The sequence below is a fragment of the Clostridium sp. AF12-41 genome, from assembly GCF_003461685.1.
Taxonomy (GTDB): Bacteria; Bacillota; Clostridia; order Lachnospirales; family Lachnospiraceae; genus Otoolea; species Otoolea fessa.
On record NZ_QTXO01000001.1, the window covers coordinates 343,551 to 367,622 of the forward strand.

Annotated in this window: 21 protein-coding genes; 18 read left to right on the forward strand and 3 right to left on the reverse strand. The window is 48.8% G+C overall.

Annotated features, from left to right (window positions below; translation table 11 throughout):
- Positions 1 to 153 precede the first annotated feature (153 nt).
- Entirely contained in the window at positions 154 to 783 is a 630-nt protein-coding gene (udk, locus tag DWV73_RS01485) for a uridine kinase (protein ID WP_242995694.1), read from the reverse strand.
- Positions 784 to 1,001: 218 nt separating this feature from the next.
- A complete protein-coding gene (locus tag DWV73_RS01490; protein WP_117795257.1) occupies positions 1,002 to 2,420 on the reverse strand; it encodes a nucleotidyltransferase family protein in 1,419 nt (472 codons plus the stop codon).
- A 297-nt stretch (positions 2,421 to 2,717) separates the two neighbouring features.
- Here DWV73_RS01490 and pta point away from each other — a divergent pair, with 297 nt between their 5' ends.
- From pta to DWV73_RS01565, 15 genes are all read left to right on the forward strand, one after another.
- Positions 2,718 to 3,713 carry a phosphate acetyltransferase gene (gene pta, locus DWV73_RS01495; RefSeq protein WP_117795259.1) on the forward strand — a complete coding sequence of 332 codons (996 nt, stop codon included), beginning with the start codon at positions 2,718 to 2,720 and terminating at the stop codon, positions 3,711 to 3,713.
- A gap of 233 nt (positions 3,714 to 3,946) precedes the next feature.
- Positions 3,947 to 5,137 carry an acetate kinase gene (locus DWV73_RS01500; RefSeq protein WP_022360442.1) on the forward strand — a complete coding sequence of 397 codons (1,191 nt, stop codon included), beginning with the start codon at positions 3,947 to 3,949 and terminating at the stop codon, positions 5,135 to 5,137.
- Between the two features lie 98 nt (positions 5,138 to 5,235).
- Entirely contained in the window at positions 5,236 to 5,754 is a 519-nt protein-coding gene (locus tag DWV73_RS01505; protein WP_022360443.1) for a DUF177 domain-containing protein, read from the forward strand.
- Between the two features lie 2 nt (positions 5,755 to 5,756).
- A complete protein-coding gene (rpmF, locus tag DWV73_RS01510; protein WP_003499726.1) occupies positions 5,757 to 5,939 on the forward strand; it encodes a 50S ribosomal protein L32 in 183 nt (60 codons plus the stop codon).
- A gap of 775 nt (positions 5,940 to 6,714) precedes the next feature.
- A complete protein-coding gene (locus tag DWV73_RS01515; RefSeq protein WP_117795261.1) occupies positions 6,715 to 7,716 on the forward strand; it encodes a hypothetical protein in 1,002 nt (333 codons plus the stop codon).
- A 409-nt stretch (positions 7,717 to 8,125) separates the two neighbouring features.
- The gene (locus DWV73_RS01520) at positions 8,126 to 9,478 is read left to right on the forward strand and encodes an SLC13 family permease (RefSeq protein WP_117795263.1); all 1,353 of its coding nucleotides are present in this window, start codon (positions 8,126 to 8,128) and stop codon (positions 9,476 to 9,478) included.
- Positions 9,479 to 9,490: 12 nt separating this feature from the next.
- The gene (locus DWV73_RS01525) at positions 9,491 to 10,105 is read left to right on the forward strand and encodes a cytidylate kinase-like family protein (RefSeq protein WP_117795265.1); all 615 of its coding nucleotides are present in this window, start codon (positions 9,491 to 9,493) and stop codon (positions 10,103 to 10,105) included.
- A 326-nt stretch (positions 10,106 to 10,431) separates the two neighbouring features.
- The gene (locus DWV73_RS01530; RefSeq protein WP_117795267.1) at positions 10,432 to 11,298 is read left to right on the forward strand and encodes a patatin family protein; all 867 of its coding nucleotides are present in this window, start codon (positions 10,432 to 10,434) and stop codon (positions 11,296 to 11,298) included.
- A gap of 176 nt (positions 11,299 to 11,474) precedes the next feature.
- On the forward strand, positions 11,475 to 12,464 hold the full coding sequence (plsX, locus tag DWV73_RS01535; RefSeq protein ID WP_117795269.1) for a phosphate acyltransferase PlsX: 990 nt from the start codon (positions 11,475 to 11,477) through the stop codon (positions 12,462 to 12,464).
- A gap of 101 nt (positions 12,465 to 12,565) precedes the next feature.
- The gene (gene acpP, locus DWV73_RS01540) at positions 12,566 to 12,796 is read left to right on the forward strand and encodes an acyl carrier protein (RefSeq protein WP_106999769.1); all 231 of its coding nucleotides are present in this window, start codon (positions 12,566 to 12,568) and stop codon (positions 12,794 to 12,796) included.
- 185 nt (positions 12,797 to 12,981) lie between these two features.
- Positions 12,982 to 13,674, forward strand: a complete 693-nt coding sequence (rnc, locus tag DWV73_RS01545; protein ID WP_117795762.1) for a ribonuclease III — start codon at positions 12,982 to 12,984, stop codon at positions 13,672 to 13,674.
- A 2-nt stretch (positions 13,675 to 13,676) separates the two neighbouring features.
- The gene (smc, locus tag DWV73_RS01550; RefSeq protein ID WP_117795272.1) at positions 13,677 to 17,258 is read left to right on the forward strand and encodes a chromosome segregation protein SMC; all 3,582 of its coding nucleotides are present in this window, start codon (positions 13,677 to 13,679) and stop codon (positions 17,256 to 17,258) included.
- Positions 17,259 to 17,298: 40 nt separating this feature from the next.
- Positions 17,299 to 18,249 carry a signal recognition particle-docking protein FtsY gene (gene ftsY, locus DWV73_RS01555; RefSeq protein WP_117795274.1) on the forward strand — a complete coding sequence of 317 codons (951 nt, stop codon included), beginning with the start codon at positions 17,299 to 17,301 and terminating at the stop codon, positions 18,247 to 18,249.
- 166 nt (positions 18,250 to 18,415) lie between these two features.
- The gene (gene ilvA / locus DWV73_RS01560) at positions 18,416 to 19,693 is read left to right on the forward strand and encodes a threonine ammonia-lyase (RefSeq protein ID WP_022360456.1); all 1,278 of its coding nucleotides are present in this window, start codon (positions 18,416 to 18,418) and stop codon (positions 19,691 to 19,693) included.
- 48 nt (positions 19,694 to 19,741) lie between these two features.
- Positions 19,742 to 20,995 carry a chloride channel protein gene (locus DWV73_RS01565; RefSeq protein WP_117795276.1) on the forward strand — a complete coding sequence of 418 codons (1,254 nt, stop codon included), beginning with the start codon at positions 19,742 to 19,744 and terminating at the stop codon, positions 20,993 to 20,995.
- 128 nt (positions 20,996 to 21,123) lie between these two features.
- Here DWV73_RS01565 and DWV73_RS01570 read toward each other — a convergent pair whose 3' ends face one another.
- Positions 21,124 to 21,417 carry a helix-turn-helix transcriptional regulator gene (locus DWV73_RS01570; RefSeq protein WP_022360458.1) on the reverse strand — a complete coding sequence of 98 codons (294 nt, stop codon included), beginning with the start codon at positions 21,415 to 21,417 and terminating at the stop codon, positions 21,124 to 21,126.
- A 527-nt stretch (positions 21,418 to 21,944) separates the two neighbouring features.
- Here DWV73_RS01570 and pyrH point away from each other — a divergent pair.
- From pyrH to DWV73_RS01585, 3 genes are all read left to right on the forward strand, one after another.
- Positions 21,945 to 22,646, forward strand: coding sequence for a UMP kinase (gene pyrH, locus DWV73_RS01575; RefSeq protein WP_106999774.1), 702 nt, complete (start codon positions 21,945 to 21,947; stop codon positions 22,644 to 22,646).
- Positions 22,647 to 22,659: 13 nt separating this feature from the next.
- Entirely contained in the window at positions 22,660 to 23,214 is a 555-nt protein-coding gene (gene frr / locus DWV73_RS01580; protein WP_022360460.1) for a ribosome recycling factor, read from the forward strand.
- 125 nt (positions 23,215 to 23,339) lie between these two features.
- Positions 23,340 to 24,065, forward strand: a complete 726-nt coding sequence (locus DWV73_RS01585) for an isoprenyl transferase (protein ID WP_117795278.1) — start codon at positions 23,340 to 23,342, stop codon at positions 24,063 to 24,065.
- Positions 24,066 to 24,072 lie beyond the last annotated feature (7 nt).

A 24,072-nucleotide genomic window follows, 5' to 3' on the forward strand; every position in this document is an offset into this window, starting at 1 on the left:
GAGACATTCAAAAAAGAATGGAGCGCTGACAGTGTGATACCGCTGCTTTTTGGTGTGTAAATCGAGGTCAGAATGAGGTCATTGAGGTCAGAAATCAAATCATGACCTCGATGACCTCATTTGTGACCTCGATGATCCCAATATTTTGAAATATTATTCTCCCGCCTTCGCCTCATTCAGCAGCCGTGCAATCTCCCCGCGCACCAGCGAGAATGCAACCTCATTCCGCCCGCTGTTGGTAACCACATCCGCATAGGCGCGGGTCGGTTCTACAAAGAGGGCATGCATCGGTTTGACGGTGGTCAGGTACTGATCGATGATGTTTTCGATATCGCGTCCGCGCTCTTTCGTGTCACGTAAGATTCGGCGGAGAATTCGCTCATCGGCATCGACGAAAATGCGGATGTCGAGCAGATTGCGGAGTGCTTCGTCATAGAGAACGAGAATGCCCTCCAACAGGATAACCGGGCGCGGCTCGATGTGAATGGTTGCTTCGGCGCGGTTGTGGTTGGCGTAGTTGTAGGTTGGACAGTCGATCGCCTCCCAGTTTTTCAGTTTATTAAGGTGCTCAAGAAGCAGCTCTGTTTCAAATGCATCCGGGTGGTCGTAGTTCAGCTTTTTGCGCTGTTCAAATGGCATGTCATCGTGGGCGCGGTAGTAGTTGTCGTGGTAAAGCACGGTTACCTGATCACCAAATGCGTCTTTCAGACGGTTTGTAAAAGTGGATTTTCCTGAACCGGTTCCTCCGGCAATTCCGATGATAATAGGTGATTTTCTATTCACTATGTTTTCCTCCATTTGTAAGTTTTATCTCAGTCGAGAAGAGTCCCACCTCTTTAGGTGGCGAGTAATAGCAAATTTGTCTCAGTGGGAGGTGGGTCTCCGACTGAGATAAACGCTCCGCGGGGATGCGCAGTGATTCTGTATGGAATATGTCAGCTTTGCTGACCAGAATCACGCGCCAAGTCTCACGGACGTTCGACTTGAAAATTGGTTCATTTTTATACAAAAACCAGTCCTTCTGTATATTCATTTTGAAATACGCCGCTGCGCTTCATCCGCACCGTCTGGTATAAATGCGAGGCGTACACCTCCTGCTCCAGCAGCGCGAGCGCCGACGGGGAGAGGTTCTGGGCGGCATCTGCCATTTTAGTGATGAGGGGGATGCTGCTTTTTTTATGCAGACAGGAGAGCAGAGGGCTGCTCTGCCTGCGAAAACCGAGAATTCGTGCATAGAGTGCATAGCCCTCGTCCTTCCACCGGGAAATATCTTCCTCGCGCATACCGAGTACCAGATGCAGAAGCGCCCGGCTGACACGCGTGTAGGTAAGCTGGCGCGTCTTTAATGCCTGAATCCGTTCTTCAAAAGAGAGAGGAAAGTAAGGTGGTTTTGCAAGGCGGGCGGCAAGCTCCGGGGAGAGATCTGCGATGCGGGATATAGCCTGCGTATTGGTATCAACAGACAAAGTGCTGGAAGGCATAACGGCGTTTGTGGCAGCAATGGAACCTTTCGCTGAAGATTTCTGCATCTGTAAAACAGCCATATTTAAAAGTTCTGAAAAGTCATCCGTAAAAACGGGAAGTGCACCTGCGTATGCGGGATGCGTCACGGCTGGCAGATGAGGTATTAAAATATTAAATAAAATCTCACTTTTTGAATCAGAACCCGGTTCCTGTTTTAGTGAAGCTGGACTATCTGCTGACAGATTTTCATAGCTCTTCCGAACTATCCCGCGAATTGCCGAAGCGGATGGAAACTTTGCTTCAGACAGTGCATCCTCATGATATCCGCTTCCCTCCCGCGAAATCGTATAAAATTCCATCGGGCTGTGCAGATCTTCCGCCGCCCGCAGATATTCAATCCCAAGGATATTATTAGGGGAGTTTAAAATGGAAGACCATATATGAGAGTTCGACACATCTGTATTTGCGTGAAAATCTTCTACATTTTCAACTCTTGTCCCGCCCGCCTGTGTTTCTCCCAGCGCCTTCGCCCGTGCCTGCGGATAAGTCAGTCCCGCCTTCAACCCTTTCCGCAGCCGTTCCTGAAATTCCGCCGATTCATGATTCAGCGCATAAGCAGCCTGCTTAAGGATTTCAATCTGCCCGCATTCACTGCCGAACACAACGGCATCCACACCGATCGCCGACAGAAGCGCAACCCCATAGGCGGCAAATTCATGCGCCGAGGCGGTGGAGAAGGCGGCCGGTATCTCAAGTACCAGGTCAGCACCGGCGAGAAGGGCGGTTTTCGTGCGGAGATATTTATCAAAGATGGCGGGTTCGCCGCGCTGGACGAAGCTGCCGCTCATCAGGACGACACAGTAGTTCGCGCCGGTCAGTTCCCTTGCCTGCTGCATATGATACAGATGTCCGGCATGGAACGGGTTATATTCGGTAATTAAACCAACGATTTTCATAAATTTCAATCCTGTTTTTTGCATTTTTGCGAGGAATTTTGTAGCAGCCTATTTATAATAGAAATAAAAATAAAAGACTGTTGCTGTTGCGGCAGAAAATCTATAAAAAATAGCAGCCATTTTCTGCTTCATTTACATTATATAGTGGAAGTGTGGGAGCGTAAAGGGAAAATTATAGTGCATCTTGTTAAAAATTTAATTAATCAAAAATTTGAAAATCGCTCTTGTATACAATAAACAACTGGTATATAATGTTAGCAGTAATAGACACACACTTATGAAAGGGGTTTTATAACCATGGCATTTATTGACAAGATTAAGGAAAGAGCAAAAGCAGACAAGAAAACCATCGTTCTTCCAGAGTCAATGGACAAGAGAACATACGAGGCAGCTGAGAAAATTCTGAAAGAGGGTATCGCAAATCTGATCATCATCGGTACTCCGGAAGAGATTGAGAAAAACGGCAAAGGCTTCGACATTTCCGGTGCCACCATCGTTGACCCGTACAATGATCCGAATAAGCAGAAATACATCGACAAGTTCGTTGAATTAAGAGGCAAAAAAGGTGTTACTCCGGAAGTCGCAAAAGAGCAGATGGAGAAAGACTATATGTACTATGCTTGCCTGATGTGCAAGTGCGGCGATGCTGACGGCGCTGTATCTGGTGCATGCCATTCTACCGGCAACACCATTCGTCCGGCTCTGCAGCTTCTGAAGACCAAACCGGGTATCAGCTCTGTATCTGGCTTCTTCCTGATGGAAGTTCCGGATTGCGAGTTCGGTGAGAACGGTCTGTTCGTATTCGCTGACTGTGCAGTAAACACTGACTTCGATTCCAACAAGCTGGCTGAGATCGCTGGTCTGTCCGCAGAGAGCTTCAAGATGCTGGTTGGCGCAGAGCCGAAGGTAGCTATGCTGTCCTATTCTTCTATGGGTTCCGCTAAACATGATGATGTTACCAAGGTAGCAGATGCAGTTAAGATTGCCCATGAGAAGTTCCCGGAACTGAAACTGGATGGCGAGCTTCAGCTTGATGCAGCACTGGTTCCGTCTGTAGGCGAGGCTAAGGCACCGGGCAGCACCGTAGCTGGACATGCTAACACCTTAGTATTCCCGTCCCTGGAAGCAGGCAACATTGGTTACAAACTGGTTCAGAGACTTGCAAAAGCTGGCGCTTATGGTCCGGTTCTTCAGGGTCTGTCCATGCCGGTAAACGATCTGTCCAGAGGATGCTTCGCAGACGATATCGTAGGCGTAGTAGCTATCACAGCTGTACAGGCTCAGCAGGCATAATTAATACCAATTGGAATCAAATGGATGGAGAACTGGCACCGCGTCAGAGAATCCTAAATCCGTTTAATTAAGAATTAAAAGTGATAATTACAGTTCAGCCCGGTATTCATACATAATCCTGCAGTTCACAACAGGGCAGTGCAGACGTTTTTGCAGATGCTTCCGTGTGAACCGCATATAGAGAGAATACCTGCGGCTGAATTGTGATGTTATAAAGAAAGGAATCTATTACCATGAATATTTTAGTTATTAACTGCGGAAGTTCTTCCTTAAAGTATCAGTTAATCAACTCTGAGACAGAGGGCGTTCTGGCTAAGGGTCTTTGCGAGAGAATCGGCATCGACGGTATGCTGACTTACCAGCCGGAGGGCGGCGAAAAAGAGAAATCTGAGATCGCTATGCCGACCCATACAGAGGCTATCAACGCAGTTCTGGCAGCCCTGACTAACGAGAAGAGCGGCGTTATCAAGAGCCTGTCTGAGGTAGGTGCAGTTGGACATCGTGTCGTACACGGCGGCGAGAAATTTACTTCTTCCTGCTTAATCAACGACGAGTCCATGAAAGCGATCGAAGAGTGCAACGATCTGGCACCGCTTCACAACCCGGCAAACCTGATTGGTATCCGTGCCTGCCAGGAACTTATGCCAGGCGTACCGATGGTAGCTGTATTTGATACCGCTTTTCATCAGACCATGCCGGATGTTGCTTACACCTACGGTATTCCGTATGAATACTATGAGAAATACAAAGTTAGACGTTACGGCTTCCATGGTACTTCCCACAGCTACGTATCTAAGAGAACCGCTGAGATCGTTGGAAAACCGTATGATCAGATGAAGATCATCGTTTGCCACCTGGGTAATGGCGCCAGCATCTCCGCTGTAAACTGCGGCAAATCTGTAGACACCAGCATGGGTCTGACTCCACTGGAAGGTCTGGTTATGGGTACACGTTCTGGTGACCTCGATCCGGCTATCATCGATTTCGTAGGTAAAAAAGAAGGTCTGTCCCTGGATGAGATGAACGAAGTCCTGAATAAGAAATCCGGTATGCTCGGTATCTCTGGCGTATCCAGCGATGGTCGTGATCTGGAAGCAGCAGCTGAGACTGGCAACAAGAGAGCACAGCTGGCCCTGGACGTATTCGATTACCGCGTAATCAAATATATCGGTGCATACGCAGCAGCTATGAACGGTGTAGATGCAATCGCATTTACCGCTGGTATCGGCGAGAACAACATCAAGATGAGAAAAGATGTTTGCAGCAGCCTGACCTACTTAGGCGTTAAACTGGATGAGGAGAAGAACAACGTAAGAGGTGAGGAGAGAATCATCTCTGCTGACGACTCCAAGGTTCAGGTTCTCCTGGTTCCGACCAACGAAGAGCTGGCTATCGCCCGCGAGACTCTTGCACTGGTAAAATAATTAAATATGAATTAAAATTTGCAAAAATATGTAAAATTAATCATTGACAAACGCGCTCGACCTTTGTATAATATCAAAGTGCGTATTAGGAGATTAGTATGCTGATTCATTTATCGGAACTTTTTAACTGCGAGGGTAGAAAGAAAGTCTATACAGTCGAGACTGCGCTGGACTCTGTTGATTTTGACGGAGAGACGTTTCAGATTGAGAAGGCTGAGCCTTTTGAACTGGAATTGACGGCTAAGACACGGCATAAGTATACGATGAGTGGTCATGCGACGCTGACGGTGGGAGGTCACTGTGCGCGTTGTCTGGAGCCAGTATCTTTCGACTGCGAACTGGATTTTGGACGAGAGTTTGAGGTGCAGGACGGTCAGGAGGAGAGTTTAGATGATGAACCCTTTATGAAGGGGTACAATCTGGATGTAGACCAGTTGGTTTGCAACGAACTGCTACTGAGCTTGCCTATGAAAGTCCTGTGCAGAGAAGACTGCAAGGGGATTTGCAATAGATGTGGTACAAATCTTAATCTTCGGACTTGTACCTGTGACACTAGGTCGCTCGATCCAAGGATGTCGGTTATCCAGGAGATATTCAATGAATTTAAGGAGGTGTAACCATGTCTATCTGTCCTAAGAACAAATCTTCCAAAGCAAGAAGAGACAGCCGCAGAGCTAACTGGAAAATGAGTGCTCCGAACTTAGTAAAGTGCAGCAAGTGCGGTGCTCTGATGATGCCTCACAGAGTGTGCAAAGCTTGCGGAAGCTACAACAAGAAAGAAATCGTTAAAGTAGAAGACTAAGCTACAAGTATTGAAAAATAAGGGGTTAAGCGATTTTTGCTTAACCCTTTTTTCGCATTTTAGCCCATTTCAAGAGGGTGTTTAACAGGTGTTTTTGGGTAGATTTTAGCAACTATAACTTATGGCTTATAAAATGTGGTCAAAAACAGGAGAGATTATTAATTTGCAATAATCTCTCCATTTTTTATATTTCGTGAATATTATCAAATCTGTGATTTTTATTAGTAAAAATGTAAAAAATGGGGATAGAAGAGCATTAAGCTCAACTATCCCTATAAGAATGTTATTTAACAAAGTATTTTATGTACTGTTATTTGTTATTTAACTTTTACTAGCAAAAGTCATATATGTGCCTCCTGTAAATGAAAATATATTTCTAATTACAGGGGCCGCTCTCGCTACTTCTGAAAAAGATCAATAGCGAGAGCGGTCGCATATTTTGACATTTTTGTCAAGTATCAATTTAAAAATATGTTAGACTCCTATAGGGGATTTAACGCTAAAGCTTAACTTACTGACATTGGTTCATGGGTAGGCACTTTTGGAACCGAAAGTGCCGTAAGAAAACGTGGTGGCAGCAGGAATTTGCCGTATTTAAATGCGAAGCCACGGCAAATTCAGTTACTGGACACGTATGTGTGTACAGTAACTGAGATACTATGTAGATGGCGGTGTTGTATGCAAAAAGGTGTACAATGCCGCTATTTTTTGTTAATATAGAGAAGAAAAAAAGAGGGATAATGTTTTATAAATATCACGTTAGGAGGTTTTACATATGAAAAAGGGAAAATATTTACTTTTGACCGTCACAGCCGCCGCGCTTCTGGCGGCGATCCCATTTCAGGCATTTGCATCGAAGGATACGGAGAACCGCAGCCCGGTTGGCTCGATCGGCTTAAATGTTTCGTCCTCGATCCATGTCGGTGATGAGAGTTCAGATGTGGATGTTTCGCTCGATTTCGGTGATTGCGATATTTCCAATGTTGATGTGATCAACGAGCCGTCCGGTAAATGGGTGGACAAGGATAAGCCAAAGCTGGAGGTTACTCTGGAGGCGGACGATGATTATTATTTTAAATCCGGTTATGCGAAAAAGAATGTAACTCTGAGCGGTGACAGTGCGACGGTTACTTCCATCAAGCGCAAGGGCGATGAGGAACTCCGGGTCGTGATCACCCTGAAAGCTTTAAAAGGAACCTCCAGTGATTACAGCCTGGATGTAGATGAGGCAGAGTGGGATCAGATGGATGGCGTTGCAGAGTGGAACGGCAGTGAGGATGCGAAATACTATGAGCTGCGCGTTTACCGGGATGAGAAATTTTTAAGTACGGTAAAACCGGGAAAAGAAACGAAATACAATCTTGGACGTTATCTTACGCAGGCGGGAACCTACACGTTTGATGTGCGCGCGGTTTACAGCGATTCACGGCACGGCGAATGGCAGACATCGGATTCCTTCACAATCACGGCGGAGCGGGCGCAGGAAATTCAGAAGACGCTTGTCTTCAAGGAAGCAGGCAGCGGTCCGGCAGCCGGTGCGTGGGAACAGGATGCGCTTGGCTATAAGTACCGCAATTCCGATGGAAGCTATGTGACCAATAACTGGCAGCAGATCGGCGGTGTGTGGTATTTCTTCGATGAAAATGCATATTGCAAGACGAATACCTGGGTGTTCTGGAATGGAAAATGGTATTATCTGGATGTAAATGGCGCGATGTTAGTTAATACGACGGCGCCGGACGGCAAGCAGGTCGGGGACGACGGGGCGCTTCTGTAAAATTTTTAAGAAACAATTTTGATGAAAATCCGTCAGGGAAGATGAAGACAGAATTGTAAAATAGATGTGAGAAGAGGCAGATTGCACGGAATATGCGGTCTGTCTCTTTTGCATTTAAAAACAGAGAAAAATTAAGAGAATATTTGCAAACAGAACGATGGGCAGAATGAAAACACATACATGAAAAGAGTGCTGAAAGATAAGGTGACAGTTATTTCTGATGGAATGAAAAAAATAACAAAAAGTATACTTGCATATTGTGAAATAAGTAGTAAGATAGAGATGGTATCTCATGACTGCCTATTTTTTAACAATCTAGGGGAAGGGGCGGTCTGAGAAGAGACTGCAAGGGGTTCTAAGCCAGTATGGAGGATGGCAGAAAAAGGACTGACAAAGGAGGGGCACAAAGATGGCAGCACAAATTTTGGCTGTGATTATTTTTATTGTAATGTTTGGACTTATCATCTGGGATCACATTGAGAGGCATATCGTATCGCTCGGATGCGGGCTTCTGACGCTGGTGCTGGTGTTTGGCGTCTGTATGCACAGTGAGGCGGCAGCGGCGGAGACACTGAGCCTGCACAGCTTCATGGTTCCGAACTTCTGGTTTCAGACCGAGGCGGCGGCAGAGTCCTCGAGCGGCATCAACTGGGCGACGATTCTTTTTATTGCCGGTATGATGCTGATGGTGGAGGGCATGGAGCGCGCGGGATTTTTCCGGTGGCTGTGCCTGACAATCGCCAAGGCGGTACATTATAAGACGATCCCGATTTTTATTTCATTTATGCTGATGTCGGCGTTTCTGGCGATGTTTATCGACAGTATTACCGTTATTCTTTTTTTGGCAGCGGTCACGGTAGAGCTGGCGCATCTTCTGCATTTTGATCCGATTCCGATGATCATTTCAGAGATCTTCTGTTCGAATCTGGGCGGCTCTGCGACGATGTGCGGCGATCCGCCGAATATCATCATCGGAACCTCGCTCGGATATTCATTTAAAGATTTTATTTTAAATACAGGTATGATGGCGGGTGTTTCGCTGATTTTTATCGTGCTGTTTTTCTATTTTTCCTTTAGGAAAGAATTAAAGGCGAGTGAAAAGCATGACGAAGCGGTTACATATCCATCCCCACAGGAGGCGATCGCGGATCGGAAACGGTTTGCGGTCAGCGTGGTGATCTTTGCGGCGGCGATCGTGATGCTGGTGACGCATGCACAGACGGGACTGACAGTTGCGACGATCGGCTTATTTATCGGTGCTTTTTCGCTGCTGGCATCCGGCGGTGAGGCGCTCAGCATGATTAAGAAGCTTGACTATAAGACGCTGCTATTCTTCATTGGTCTTTTTGTCGTGGTCGGCGGCATGGAGCAGACGGGCGTCCTAAATTCTTTAGCAGGGATCATTGACGCAGTCAGTGGAAATAATGTAAAATGGGTAGTAGCGATTGTGCTGTGGCTGTCGGCGCTTGCGAGTGCATTTGTGGACAATATCCCATTTGCGGCGACGATGATCCCGGTTATCCGGAGTCTGGCGCAGGCAGGCGGCATGGATCTCTCGGTTCTGGCGTGGGCGCTTTCGATGGGTACGGATATTGGCGGCTGCGGAACTCCGATCGGAGCCTCGGCAAACGTAGTTGGTATCTCAGTGGCAGCGAAAAACGGACATTTTATCGGCTGGGGGAAATATTGCCGGTATGCAGCTCCGGCGACGGTGCTGGTAATCCTGATTTCCATGGTTTGTATATATGTGAGATACTTTTAAGGGGGCTTTTATATGGAGGAGAGGAAAAACAGAGTGATCATCTCGGTCAGCAGACAGTTTGGCAGCGGCGGACACAAGATAGCGGAAGCGCTGGCAGAGCATTTTGAACTTCCGATTTATGATCATAGGATGCTGGATAGTATTGCCAAGGAAAAGGGTGTGGATCCGCGTGTGCTGGAAAAATACGACGAGAAGCCGCTAAACCGTTTTCTGGCGCGCAATGTCAGCGGATTTTCAAGCTCTCTGGAGAACAATCTGGCGCAGATGCAGTTCAGTTACCTGAAAGACAAGGCTGATTCGGGGGAATCGTTTGTGGTAGTTGGACGGTGTGCGGAGACGGTTTTAAAGGAATATGACGGACTGATCACGATCTTTGTGCTGGGCGATGAGGAAACACGGGTGAAGAGAATCGAGCAGCTGCACGGACTTTCAGAGGACGAGGCGAAACGTCTGGTAAAGACGAAGGACTGGCGGCGGAAATCCTACCACAACTGTTACAGCCGCGGACGCTGGGGAGATTCCAGAAATTATGACCTTTCGATCAACAGCAGCCGGCTGGGAATTGAGGGAACGACGAAGATGCTGGAGGAGTATGTGCAGGCGCGGATGGACACGATGCAGAAATAAAATAATAGAGATATCGAAGGAAAAGAGAAAGGGGAACGTGTGCATAGGCGGCGCACGTCCCCCTTTCCCTTTTTCTGCCGAGGTGTTATACTGTTACTGTTCCCGGGTGGGCACTTTTGGAACCGAAAGTGCCGTAAGAAAACGTGGTGGCAGCAGGAATTTGCCGTATTTAAATGCGAAGCCACAACAAATTCCGTTACTGGGCACGTATGCGTGAACAGTAACGTTATACTAAAAAATATGGAATTAGATAGAAAAATCGTATTTGCTATCTGTTCGATCTTGTTTTATAGTATATAAGATATTTAATAGGAGTTTGATGATATATGACAGAGTTAAAAAAAGAAAAAAAGACCGGTCTCGTTCTGGAGGGCGGCGGGATGCGCGGTATTTACACAGCGGGCGTCCTGGATGTGTTTTTGGATCATGATATTTCATTTGACGGCGTGATCGGCGTCTCGGCGGGGGCAGTGCATGGGGCTTCGTTTGTGTCGGGGCAGAAGGAGCGGAGCATCCGCTATTATAAAAAATACTGCAATGACAAGCGTTTTATGAGCTTTGAAAACTGGCTGCGGACGGGAAATCTGGTGGACGAGCAGTTCTGCTTCCATGATATACCGGAACGGCTGGATCCGTATGATTACGAGGCATTTGACCGGGGAAATACACGGTTTTATGTGGCATGCAGCAATGTGGAGACAGGGAAAGCAGAGTATCTGGAGATCAAAGATATGTTCAAAGATGTCGAATATTTCCGTGCGACGGCATCCCTTCCGTATGTGTCCCATATGGTCGAGGTTGGTGGAATGAAGCTTCTGGACGGCGGCTGCACGGACAGCATTCCGTTGCGTGCCTTCGCTAAGATGGGGTATAAAAAATGCGTCGTTGTGCTGACCCGTCCGGCGGGCTACCGCAAGAAACCGGGCAATTTCTGGCTGCCGGAGGCGGCATATCACAAATATCCGGCGTTCGTGAGGGCGCTTCGCAGCCGCTATTATTTCTATAATAAGACGGTGGAATGGATCGATCGCCTCGAACAAGAGGGAAAAATTTTTGTTATCCGTCCGAGCGTGGCGCTTCCAATCGGCAGAACCGAACATAGTGTTGAAAAATTGCAGGAGACGTATGATATCGGCAGGAAGGATGCTGCCAATCAGATGCATGCAATGGAAAATTGGTTCAAATCTTATTGATTTATAGATTGATCTCTAGTATAGTAAAGATTGATGTAATGTGGCTGTGGACAATAAAAAGCGGGACAGCTGCAGCGTGACGATGAAAGAGCGATTCGTTCGGACCACATATGCCGCAGTGGCGGAAGACAGGTTTGGTATGTGTATCGCTATAAATTATAGAAGGAGAACACGCAATGGTTAAGATAGCAGTAGATGCCATGGGGGGCGACAACGCACCGGGTGAGATCGTGGCAGGTGCCGTGATGGCAGCCCAGTCGAGGGAAGATATTCAGATTTTCCTGATCGGCAAGGAAGAAGTCGTATCAGAAGAATTAAAAAAGCATACATATAAGAAAGAACAGATCGAGGTTGTCAATGCAACTGAGGTCATCGAGACGGAGGAACCGCCGGTCAATGCGATCCGCATGAAGAAAGATTCGTCCATCGTGGTCGGCATGAATATGGTCCGCAGGGGTGAGGCGGATGCATTCTGTTCCGCGGGCAGCTCCGGCGCGATTCTGGTCGGCGGACAGGTGATCGTCGGCAGAATCAAGGGCGTTGAACGTCCGCCACTGGCTCCATTGATTCCGACAGAAAAGGGTGTATCCCTGCTGATCGACTGCGGCGCCAATGTCGATGCAAGACCGTCCCATCTGGTACAGTTTGCAAAGATGGGCTCCATCTACATGGAACACGTGGTTGGCATCAAGAATCCGCGTGTGGCGATCGTCAACATCGGTGCGGAGGAAGAGAAGGGCAATGCGCTGGTGAAAGAGACATTCCCGCTCTTAAAAGAATGTAAGGACATCAATTTCATCGGCAGCATCGAGGCACGCGAGATTCCGCACGGCGGCGCGGATGTCATCGTTTCTGAGGCATTTGTCGGAAATGTCATCCTGAAACTCTATGAAGGTGTTGGTGCAACCCTGATTTCCATGGTAAAACAGGGCATGATGACGAGCCTGCGCTCAAAGATCGGCGCATTGCTTGTAAAACCGGCGTTGAAGACGACGCTCAAAGCATTCGATGCGAGCCAGTACGGCGGCGCACCGCTTCTGGGATTGAAGGGGCTGGTTGTCAAGACGCACGGAAATTCCAAGCGCATCGAGGTGTGCAATTCGATTCTTCAGTGTGTGACCTTTAAAGAGCAGGCGATTAATGAAAAGATCAAGGAAAGTCTGTGAAGCTTTCGTGAAATTATAAAATGTAGCGAAAAAACGATATGTTTTTAATCAATCTAGAATTCTAAATATTTTAAAATAAGTTCATAGAAAGGAAGAAAATTATGGAATTTGAAAAATTACAGAACATTATCGCGGAGGTACTGAATGTTGAAGCAGATGAAATTACGTTAAATACGACGTTTGTGGATGATCTGGGCGCTGATTCGCTGGATATTTTTCAGATTATCATGGGAATCGAGGAGGCGTTTGATATCGAAATTCCGACTGAGGAGGCAGAAAAGATTGTATCTGTGGGCGATGCAGTAGAGCAGATCAAGAACGCACTGAACTAATTCAATGTTTGTTAAAAAGTTATAGAGAAGTCTGTCAGGCAAAGGGGCTGGGCGGGCTGCCGAAGGGCAGGATCGCGACAGCTCCTTTCCAAAAAGAACGGATGTTTGACTCTGGCTCACAGACACAAATAGCAATGATTGCCGGAATCAGTCAGCAGCAGGACAGGCTGGAAAGAGAGAAATATATGGAGTATACATTAAATAAATTGGAAAAACGGATTGGCTATTCGTTTCAGGACAAGAAGCTTCTGGAACACGCGATGATACACAGTTCGTATGCCAATGAGCACCATCTTGGAAAACTGGGATGCAACGAGCGTCTTGAATTTTTAGGCGACGCGGTGCTGGAAGTGGTATCGAGTGATTTCCTGTTCCGCACGTTTCCGGAGATGCCGGAGGGCGATATGACAAAGACACGTGCGAGTCTGGTCTGCGAGCCGACGCTTGCATTCTGCGCACAGGAGATCGATCTGGGTGGATTTTTGCTGCTTGGAAAAGGCGAGGATGCGACCGGCGGACGGGGGCGCGATTCGGTGGTGTCGGATGCGATGGAGGCACTGATCGGTGCGATTTATCTGGACGGTGGTTTTGCTAATGCAAAAGAGTTTATTCATCGATTTATTCTCAACGATATGGAACACAAAAAGCTCTTTTATGATAGCAAGACTATCTTGCAGGAGATTGTGCAGGGACACACGGACGAGACACTTACATATGTTCTTCTGAAAGAAGAAGGACCGGACCACAACAAGAGTTTTGAAGTGTCTGCAATGCTGGGTGATCAGGAGATCGGGCGCGGCATCGGACGGACGAAAAAATCAGCGGAACAGCGTGCGGCGTACCGTGGGATCCTCACTATCAGAAAACTGCAGGAGTAGGTATGTATTTAAAGAGTATTGAGATACAGGGTTTTAAGTCATTTGCCAATAAAATTCTGTTTGAGTTCCACAACGGAATCACGGGCATCGTCGGGCCAAACGGCAGCGGCAAGAGCAATGTCGCCGATGCAGTGCGCTGGGTGCTCGGTGAGCAGAGAAGCAGGCAGCTGCGCGGCGGCACGATGCAGGACGTTATTTTTGCTGGTACGGAGCTTCGAAAACCGCAGGGATTTGCCTACGTGGCGATCACACTGGATAATGCCGATCACAAACTTCCGATTGAGTACGACGAAGTCACGGTTTCAAGACGTCTTTACCGTTCTGGTGAGAGTGAATATAAGATTAATGGAACGAGCTGCCGTCTAAAAGATATCAACGAGCTCTTTTATGATACGGGTATCGGTAAAGAGGGATATTCCATCATCGGACAGGGACAGATTGATCAGATTTTAAGCGGGCGGCCGGAGGAACGGCGCGAGCTGTTTGATGAGGCGGCTGGAATCGTGAAATTCAAGCGGCGCAAGGCGATCGCACAGAAGAAGCTGGAAGATGAAAAACAGAACCTGATCCGCGTGACGGATATTTTGTCCGAGCTGGAAAAACAGGTAGGACCGTTGGAACGGCAGTCGGAGGAGGCGAAGGAGTATCTGCGTCTGCGGGAAGAGCTGCGCTGCCTGGACGCCAACCTGTTTTTGGCAGAATCGGAGGAATTGAAGCGCCAGATCCGGGAAGTGGAGCAGAAGGAGATGATTCTGACCGGCGATCAGGAGAGTGTGCGGGCGGAATCGGAGACACTGAAATCGGAGTACGAATTGCTCGGAACCGAGCTGGATGCGCTGGATGCGGCGATTGCCGCGGATCGTGAGGCGTGCAGCCGGGAAGACTTGGAACGCCAGGAGAAGACCGGACGGATCGGAGTTCTCAGAGAGCAGATCCGGACGGAGCAGATGAACGAAGAACATATCCGCAGCCGGATGGCGTCGATCGACGGCGAAATGCATCAGAAAGAGGAAGAACAGGCGGAATATGAGTCTGAAAAACAGGCACTAAATGCATCGGTGCAGACAATCGAGGCAAAACAGCAGGAAGCGGAGGCAGCAGTCCGTTCGATGGACGAGGCGGTCAGCCGGACGGAAACCTTGATCGAGAAGGCAAAAGCCGAGATCATGGACGCTCTGAACCAGAAAGCGGAACTTGCCGCCCGCCGTCAGCGCTATGAGACGATGCTGGAGCAGGCGGATGTGCGCCGGGCGGAAGTGACGCAGAAGCTTTTGAAATTCAAGAGCGATGAGTCGGTTCAGGAAGAGCAGAAAAAAGAAGAAGAAGCCAAATTAGGGAAGGTGCGGGAATGTCTGGAAGCGTTTTCGGCGCAGGAAAAAGAGCTGCAGGAGCAGACGCGCACGGAGGAAGAACAGGAACGCCGCCTGAACCAGAAACTTTCGAGCCTTCAGCAGGATTACCACACGAACCGGACGAGGCTGGAATCGATGCGGAATCTGGCGGAGCGCTACGAGGGCTACGGCGGTAGTATCCGCCGCGTGATGGAAGTCAGGGACCGTGTTCCGGGCATTCATGGCGTTGTGGCGGATTTGATCAGCACGACGAAGAAATATGAGACGGCGATCGAGACGGCGCTTGGCGGCAGCATCCAGAACATTGTGACGGATTCCGAGGAGACGGCGAAACGCCTGATTGAACATCTGAAAAAGAACCGGTATGGCCGTGCGACGTTTCTGCCGCTGACCAGCATGGAACGCCGCCAGAGTTTTGGACAGCCGGGGGCGCTGAAAGAAATGGGGGTTCTTGGACTGGCAAGCGAACTGGTCTCTGCGGATGAGAAATACAGCGGGCTGGTGTCCTATCTGCTGGGACGCGTGGTCGTGGTGGATCAGATCGATCATGCGATTGCGCTGGCAAAGAAATACCGCTATTCTCTCCGGATCGTGACGCTGGACGGCGAGCTTTTAAGCCCTGGCGGTTCGATGACCGGTGGTGCATTCAAGAACAGCAGCAATCTGCTGGGACGACGCCGTGAGATCGAAGAACTGGAAGCTGCCTGCAAAAAGGCATTGGAACAGGTGGAAGCGGTACAGAAGGAGCTGGCAGAGACGGGGCGCAGGCTGACGGAAGCGAAGAGAACACTGGCATCCGTCCAGGAGAGGCGCCAGCAGATGCAGATCCAGCAGAATACGTTGGAACTGACGATCTGCCAGCTAGAGGCGAGACGGCAGGAGATTGCAGATTCCTCGCAGGATCTGTCTTCAGAAAATCAGGAACTCGAACTGCAGGTAGGCGATCTGCGCGGGGCGCTGCGGGAGCTGCAGACCGAAGAGATGAAGCTTGAAACGCTAAGCAATGAGAAGAACCAGTACGTGGAAGAGCAGCAGACAGGTCTTGAGACGGCGAAAAAGCAGCGTGGGGAAGCGGCGGCAGCCCTTTCGGAGATACAGCTTGGGCATTCCCAGGCGGAGCAGAAAGGCGCGTTTATCAAGGAAAATCTGCGCCGTGTATTGCAGGAGCAGGAACGTCTCCGGGCAGAGAAAGAGAAACTTTCCGGCGGTCACGCGGACAGCAGCGAGACGATCGCTGCCAGAGAGCGCGAGATTGCAGCGCTGGAAGCCGAGATACAGGCGTCCGGGGACAAGCGGACGCAGATGGAACTGGTAATCCAGAACAAGCAGCGTGAGAAGGAAGAAAAGGCGGGGCGGCAGAAAACTTTCTTTGATAAAAAGGAAGAGCTGAACGAACGTCTCCAGCTTTTAGATCGCGAGAACTTCCGTCTCCAGAATCAGAGAGAACGCCTGAATGAGCGCCTGGAGTCGCAGGTCGATTATATGTGGAGTGAGTATGAGCTTACGTATTCGCGCGCGGAAGAGCTGCGGAAGGAAGAGTTGACCTCGATTCCGGAAATGAAGCGGTCGATCAATGAGAAAAAGATGGAGATCCGCGCTCTTGGGAATGTCAATGTCAACGCGATCGAGGACTACAAGGAGATATCCGGCCGCTACGAATTTATGAAAAACCAGCATGAAGATCTGGTAGCGGCACAGGCAGCGCTGGAAAAAATTATCGAGGAGCTCGATGAAGGAATGCGGCGTCAGTTCCGGGAAAAATTTGGTGAGATCCGCCGCGAGTTTGATAAAGTATTTAAGGAATTATTTGGAGGCGGAACGGGTACGCTGGAGCTGTCGCAGGAAGAAGATATTCTGGAGGCAGGCATCCAGATTATTTCACAGCCGCCGGGCAAAAAACTGCAGAATATGATGCAGCTCTCCGGTGGGGAGAAAGCATTGACGGCGATCGCACTGCTTTTTGCAATTCAGAACTTAAAACCGTCGCCATTCTGCCTGCTTGATGAGATTGAGGCGGCACTCGACGATTCCAACGTAGACCGGTTTGCCGGGTACCTGCATAAGCTGACGCGCTACACGCAGTTTATCGTCATCACCCACCGAAGAGGTACGATGGTGTCGGCAGACCGCCTGTACGGTATCACGATGCAGGAAAAAGGTGTGTCCACGCTGGTATCGGTCAGCCTGATCGAGGCGCAGATGGAGCGGGAAGAGGAAAAAGCAGAATTATAATTGCAAAAAAGAGTTCAGAAATAGAAAAGGAGGCGCAGCCATGGGAGATAAGAAAAAGGGTTTTTTCAGCCGTCTGGTAGAAGGGCTGACGAAGACGAGAGATTCCATTGTAGGCGGAATTGATTCCGTATTCAGCGGTTTTTCCGCGATCGATGATGATTTTTATGAGGAGATCGAAGAGACGCTTATCATGGGCGATCTAGGTATCCAGACGACGATGGCGATCGTCGAGGATCTCCGGAAAAAGGTAAAAGAAAACCACATCAAGGATCCGGCAGAGTGCAAGGATCTTCTGATTGCCAGCATCAAGGAACAGATGGATCTGGGCGAAAATGCCTACGAATTTGAAAACCGCAAGTCGGTTGTGCTGGTGATCGGCGTCAACGGCGTCGGGAAGACGACCTCGGTCGGCAAGCTGGCGGGTCAGTTAAAGGATCAGGGCAAGAAGGTCATTCTGGCGGCGGCGGATACATTCCGTGCGGCAGCGATTGAGCAGCTGACGGAGTGGGCAGGACGCGCGGGCGTTGAGCTGATCGCCCAGCAGGAAGGTTCTGATCCGGCAGCTGTTATCTACGATGCGATCGCGGCGGCAAAATCAAGAAATGCCGATGTGCTGATCTGCGACACGGCAGGTCGTCTGCACAACAAGAAAAACCTGATGGAAGAGTTAAAGAAAATCAACCGGATCATCGACAAAGAATATCCGGACGCCTACCGTGAGACATTGGTTGTCCTTGACGGAACGACCGGTCAGAACGCGCTTGCACAGGCAAAACAGTTTATGGAGGTGGCGGATATCACCGGCATCATCCTGACGAAGCTGGACGGCACGGCAAAGGGCGGTATCGCGGTTGCGATCCAGTCCGAGCTTGGTATTCCGGTTAAATACGTCGGAATCGGCGAAAAGATCGACGATTTACAGAAATTCGATGCGAATGATTTCGTCAATGCACTGTTTAAGAGAAATGAAGCATTGACAGAGAATGAATAAAGCTAAAAATAGCTGAGCATGCCACGGCTGAAACTGGTTTGGCGGAGAACAAATCTGCTTAAGCCGTAGATTCAGATAAACAGGACACACCCGGCAGACTGTCTGGTCAGAGAACCGGCAAAAGCAGGGCGCATTCTGAGAAATACGGATAAATGGAGGAAAGACAATGAGTGAGACAATAAAGGAAGAGACAGCGGAGGCAGTACAGGCTGAGCCGCAGGGACTGACGCTGGAGAAATTCGAAGAAGCAACGGAGGTTGTCAGCAAGGTTATTTCCGAAACAAAACTGGTTTACAGTGAATATTTTTCGAATTTGACTGGCAATAAAGTATATTTAAAACCGGAAAATATGCAGTATACAGGTGCTTACAAGGTAAGAGGTGCATTTTATAAGATCAGCACCCTGAGCGATGAGGAGAAACAGCGCGGTCTGATCACCGCATCGGCTGGAAACCATGCACAGGGCGTTGCATACGCGGCAAAACTGGCTGGCTGCAAGGCAACGGTTGTTATGCCGACGACCACGCCGCTCATGAAGGTAAACCGTACCAGAAGCTATGGCGCAGAGGTGGTTCTTCACGGCGATGTATTCGATGAGGCGCTGGCATATGCAAATGAGCTGGCAGCGGAGCACGGATATACCTTTATCCATCCGTTCAACGATCTGGACGTAGCCACCGGTCAGGGAACCATCGCGATGGAGATCATCAAAGAGCTTCCGACCGTTGATTATATTCTGGTTCCGATTGGCGGCGGCGGACTCTGTACCGGTGTTGCAACGCTGGCAAAACTGCTGAATCCGAAGATCAAAGTGATTGGTGTAGAACCGGCAGGTGCAAATTGTATGCAGGAATCCCTGAAAGAAGGAAAAGTAGTGACTCTCCCGAGCGTCAACACAATCGCGGATGGTACTGCCGTTAAACGCCCGGGCGATCTGCTGTTCCCGTACATACAGATCAATGTGGATGATATCATCACCATCGAGGATTCCGAGCTGATCGTGGCATTCCTTGATATGGTAGAAAACCACAAGATGATCGTTGAGAACTCCGGTCTTCTGACTGTGGCTGCTCTGAAACACCTGAATGTGAAGAAGAAAAAAGTCGTATCCATCCTGAGCGGCGGCAATATGGACGTGATCACAATGGCATCCATCGTACAGCATGGTCTGATCCAGAGAGACCGCGTATTTACCGTATCGGTACTGCTGCCGGATAAGCCAGGCGAACTTGCAAAAGTCGCAACCCTGATGGCAGAAGAACAGGGCAATGTCATCAAATTGGAGCATAACCAGTTTGTCAGCATCAACCGCAACGCAGCAGTGGAGCTGCGGATCACCGTTGAGGCGTTTGGTACGGATCACAAGAATAAGATAGTGGAAGCGCTCAAGGAAGCAGGCTACCGTCCGAAGCTGGTAAAATCCAAAAATATCTATGATGTCTAAGGTGGAAATGAAAAACAGTGTAGATAGAGCAGACAGGGGAGAATTGAAATGAAGCGGGAGAAATATGAGCCGGTGTTAAAAAATATTTCCTATTTTATAAAATGGGCGGAAGGCGCGATTGTGATTGGAATTGTGAGCGGCTGCATCGGCACGGCATTTGGAAAATGCGTCCTATGGGTGTCGGCATTCTTTCAGAGCCACCCGTGGATGGTCTTTCTGCTGCCGCTCACCGGTCTTCTGGTTCTGGGTGTTTACCATGTGCTGGGAGAGGATAATAACCGGGGCACAAATATGGTGATCGAATCGATCTATTCGAACACAGAGATCAGTTTTGCGACTGCCCCGGCAGTCTTTGCAGGAACGCTTCTGACGCACTTGGGCGGCGGTTCTGCCGGACGCGAGGGCGCGGCGCTGCAGATGGGAGGAAGCATCGGAACCCAGATCGGAAAATGGCTGAAATTTGATGAGAAAGATAAGAAGATTGCGGTCATGTGCGGCATGAGCGGTGTATTTGCCGCCTTGTTTGGCACACCGATGGCGGCGGCGATCTTTTCAATGGAGGTTATCAGCATCGGCGTTATGTACTATGCAGCGCTGGTTCCGTGTGTCTTTTCTGCCTTTACGGCGGCGGCGCTCGCGAGGTTCTGGGGACTGATGCCGGAGCGGTTTGCGATTGGTGCGGTTCCAACGTGGAGTATTGAAACAGCGATCGTGGCTGTCGGTCTGGCGGCTGGCTGCGCGCTGGTGTCGGAGCTTTTCTGCATCACGCTTCACACAACGGAACATCTCTACAAAAAATATCTTCCATCGCCGGTCTGGCGGATTCTATCCGGCGCGGCGATTGTGATTGTTTTGACGCTTCTGACCGGTTCGACCCGCTACAACGGAAGCGGCGTCTCCCTGATTGAAAAATGTTTCGAGGGCGAGGGACTTCCATGGGATTTCCTGATGAAAATTCTCTTTACGACGGTTACGCTGGAGGCAGGCTTCAAGGGAGGCGAGATCGTGCCGACCCTGACGATCGGCGCGGCGTTTGGCAGTTTCTTTGCATTTCTCTTTGGACAGCCAGTCGGTCTTATGACCGCCTGCGGTATGCTGGGACTCTTCGTGGGAGTCACAAACTGCCCGATCTCAACGCTTCTGCTGGGCTTTGAGCTTTTTGGCTATGAGGCGATGCCGTTTTTCGTGCTGGTGATTGCAGTCAGCTTTAGTTTCTCTGGTTATTACAGCCTGTATGCGAGTCAGAAATTTATCTACTCGAAGACGAGGACGGAGTTTATTAACCGGAAGACGAATAAATAGGTGGAAAATGCTCACCATAATTTTGATTTTTTACTTTTGAATACCACAAAAAGGGTTCCAATTTATCTTTGGAACCCTAAAATGTCATGCTTTAAAGAAATTCATGAATCTACGTGCTCTATCATGATTTATTCATGAAAATCCTGCGGTTTCTCATCACGGAAATCGAGCAGGGCGCGCGGTGCAACCTGCAGAACACCTGCAATATCAAAGAGACTCTCTAAGGAAAGACTCGTTTTCATGTTCGGTGCCTCGATGTTGGATATATGAGTCCGGCTTAAATCGGTCGCCTCTGCTAAAGCCATCTGGCTCATGCCACGGAGTTTGCGGTAATAAGCGATGTTGAGACCTATCTGACGGTAATATTTTTCATAACGGTTTGTCTGCTGCTTGTTAATTTGTTTTTGATCGATTGCTGTCATATTTTTCAAGTGCCTCCCCGATCCGAAAGAATCATGCGTTATTGTTATTTCAGAGATAATAAATAATTACAACTGATATAACTATTGTAGCTGGAAATTGATTTTTATCAAACAATATAATGGTTCAAATTTGCAATGTTATAAAATGCATATCCAATAAAATAATGCACATACATGGATTGCACCCAGGAAGGCTGTTAAATAATGCACAGAAAAAGATTGCAGAGGATAAGTGCAGATAAATAATGAGAAACTGGGGGCAGAATGAGAGCGGCGGGAAAAGGTGAAATAGAAAAAAAGTAAAACGGGCGCTAAAATTTGAGAAAAAATGAAAAATAGGGCGAAGAATCCGTATACAGAAAGGCGTTTGGGGAAAATGATGAAAGGATGCACAGGATTTACGAAAATTCTATCGCACATTCGGATTTTTTGTGGTAGAATATCTTTGATAAGGTGACGCAGCTTTTTACGGTCATCACAGATAAAATGTACATCAGAACGTACATATAGACAGGGAGAACCGAATTATGGAATTAAAGCGGGTATTACTGAAGCTGAGCGGAGAAGCGCTGGCAGGCGACAAGAAAACCGGGTTTGATGAGGCGACGGTCAAGGAAGTAGCCAGACAGGTTAAGACGGCGGTCGATGACGGAATCGAAGTAGGTATCGTGATCGGCGGCGGAAACTTCTGGAGAGGCCGCCAGAGCAATGCAATCGATCGGACCAAGGCGGATCAGATCGGAATGCTGGCAACGGTCATGAACTGTATTTACGTGTCGGAGATCTTCCGGAGCGAGGGTATGATGACACAGATTCTGACACCATTTGAGTGCGGTTCCATGACGAAGCTGTTTTCAAAGGACAGAGCCAATAAATATTTCTCAAAGGGTATGGTCGTATTTTTTGCAGGCGGTACAGGCCATCCGTATTTCTCAACTGATACCGGCGTAGCGCTGCGTGCGATTGAGATGGATGCAGACTGCATTCTTCTGGCCAAGGCGATCGACGGCGTCTATGACAGCGATCCGAAGATCAACCCGGATGCAAAGAAGTATGATACGATCACGATTCAGGAGGTGATCGATAAGCAGCTGGCGGTCGTAGACCTCACAGCTTCCATCATGTGTATGGAAAATCACGTTCCGATGGCAGTATTCAGCCTGAATGAAAAAGACGGAATTGTAAATGCAATGCGCGGAAAAATTAACGGTACAGTGGTTACCGCATAACTAGGAGGATTTTATGCAGGAGAGATTAAAAGTTTACGAAGAGAAGATGAATAAGTCCTATGACGCACTGCTGAATGAGTATACATCCATTCGTGCTGGACGTGCGAACCCGCATGTACTGGACAAAATCAAAGTAGATTACTACGGCGCACCGACCCCGTTACAGCAGGTGGCAAATATCTCTGTACCGGAGCCGCGTATGATTCTGATCCAGCCGTGGGAGAAGAAGCTCATTAAGGACATCGAGAAAGCGATCCTGACTTCCGATCTGGGTATCAACCCGAACAACGATGGAAGTGCAGTACGCCTGATTTTCCCGGAGCTTACTGAGGAACGCCGTAAAGATCTGGCAAAGGATGTTAAGAAAAAGGGCGAGGGCGCGAAGGTTGCAGTCCGCAATATCCGCCGTGATGCAAACGACCTGTTAAAGAAGCTGGAAAAAGGCGGCGAGATCACCGAGGATGAGCTGGCAGATGGCGAGGATCAGATCCAGAAGCTGACTGACAAGATGATCGCAAAGGTTGATAAAGCAGTAGAAGAAAAAACAGCTGAGATCATGACTGTATAAAAATACAATAGAGTTTAAATGTAAAAATCAGGCTGCCTCAAGCAGGGCTGGCCGGCATTGCAGATGCGGATGGCCGGCTGGTCCTGTTTTCTGGCTATTAAGGGAATATTATGGAGGAAAACTGGATGGAAAGGGACATCGAAAACCTGGTAATTCCGCAGCATGTCGCCCTCATTCTGGATGGCAACGGCAGATGGGCGAAGAAGAGAGGTCTTCCGAGAACCGTAGGTCATAAACAGGGGTGTGTGACGGTTGAACAGACGGTTGAGGATGCAGCGAGACTGGGAATCCGTTATCTGACGGTATATGGTTTTTCAACGGAAAACTGGAAGCGTTCTGCTGAAGAAGTAGGGGCGCTGATGCAGCTCTTCCGTTTTTATCTGAAACGGCTTTTAAAGATTGCCAAGAAAAATAATGTAAGAGTCAAAATGATCGGCGACCGCACGCGCTTTGACAGCGATATCATCGAGGGCATCAACCGCCTGGAAGACGAGACGGCGGCAAACACGGGCATGACCTTTGTGATCGCAGTCAACTACGGCGGCAGAGATGAGATCACGCGCGCGGTGCGCCATATGATGATGGACTGTCAGGACGGAAAGCTGGTGCCGGAGAACGTGACAGAGCAGACCGTTGCGTCCTATTTAGATACGGCGGGCATCCCGGACCCGGATCTTCTGATCCGCACCAGCGGCGAGATCCGCCTGTCCAATTATCTGCTGTGGCAGCTTGCCTACAGTGAGATTTATATCACGGACTGCCTGTGGCCGGATTTCAACCGCGACGAGCTTATAAAGGCAATTGAGCAGTTCAATCAAAGAGACAGACGCTTTGGCGGAGTCAAGGCATAAGGAGGAG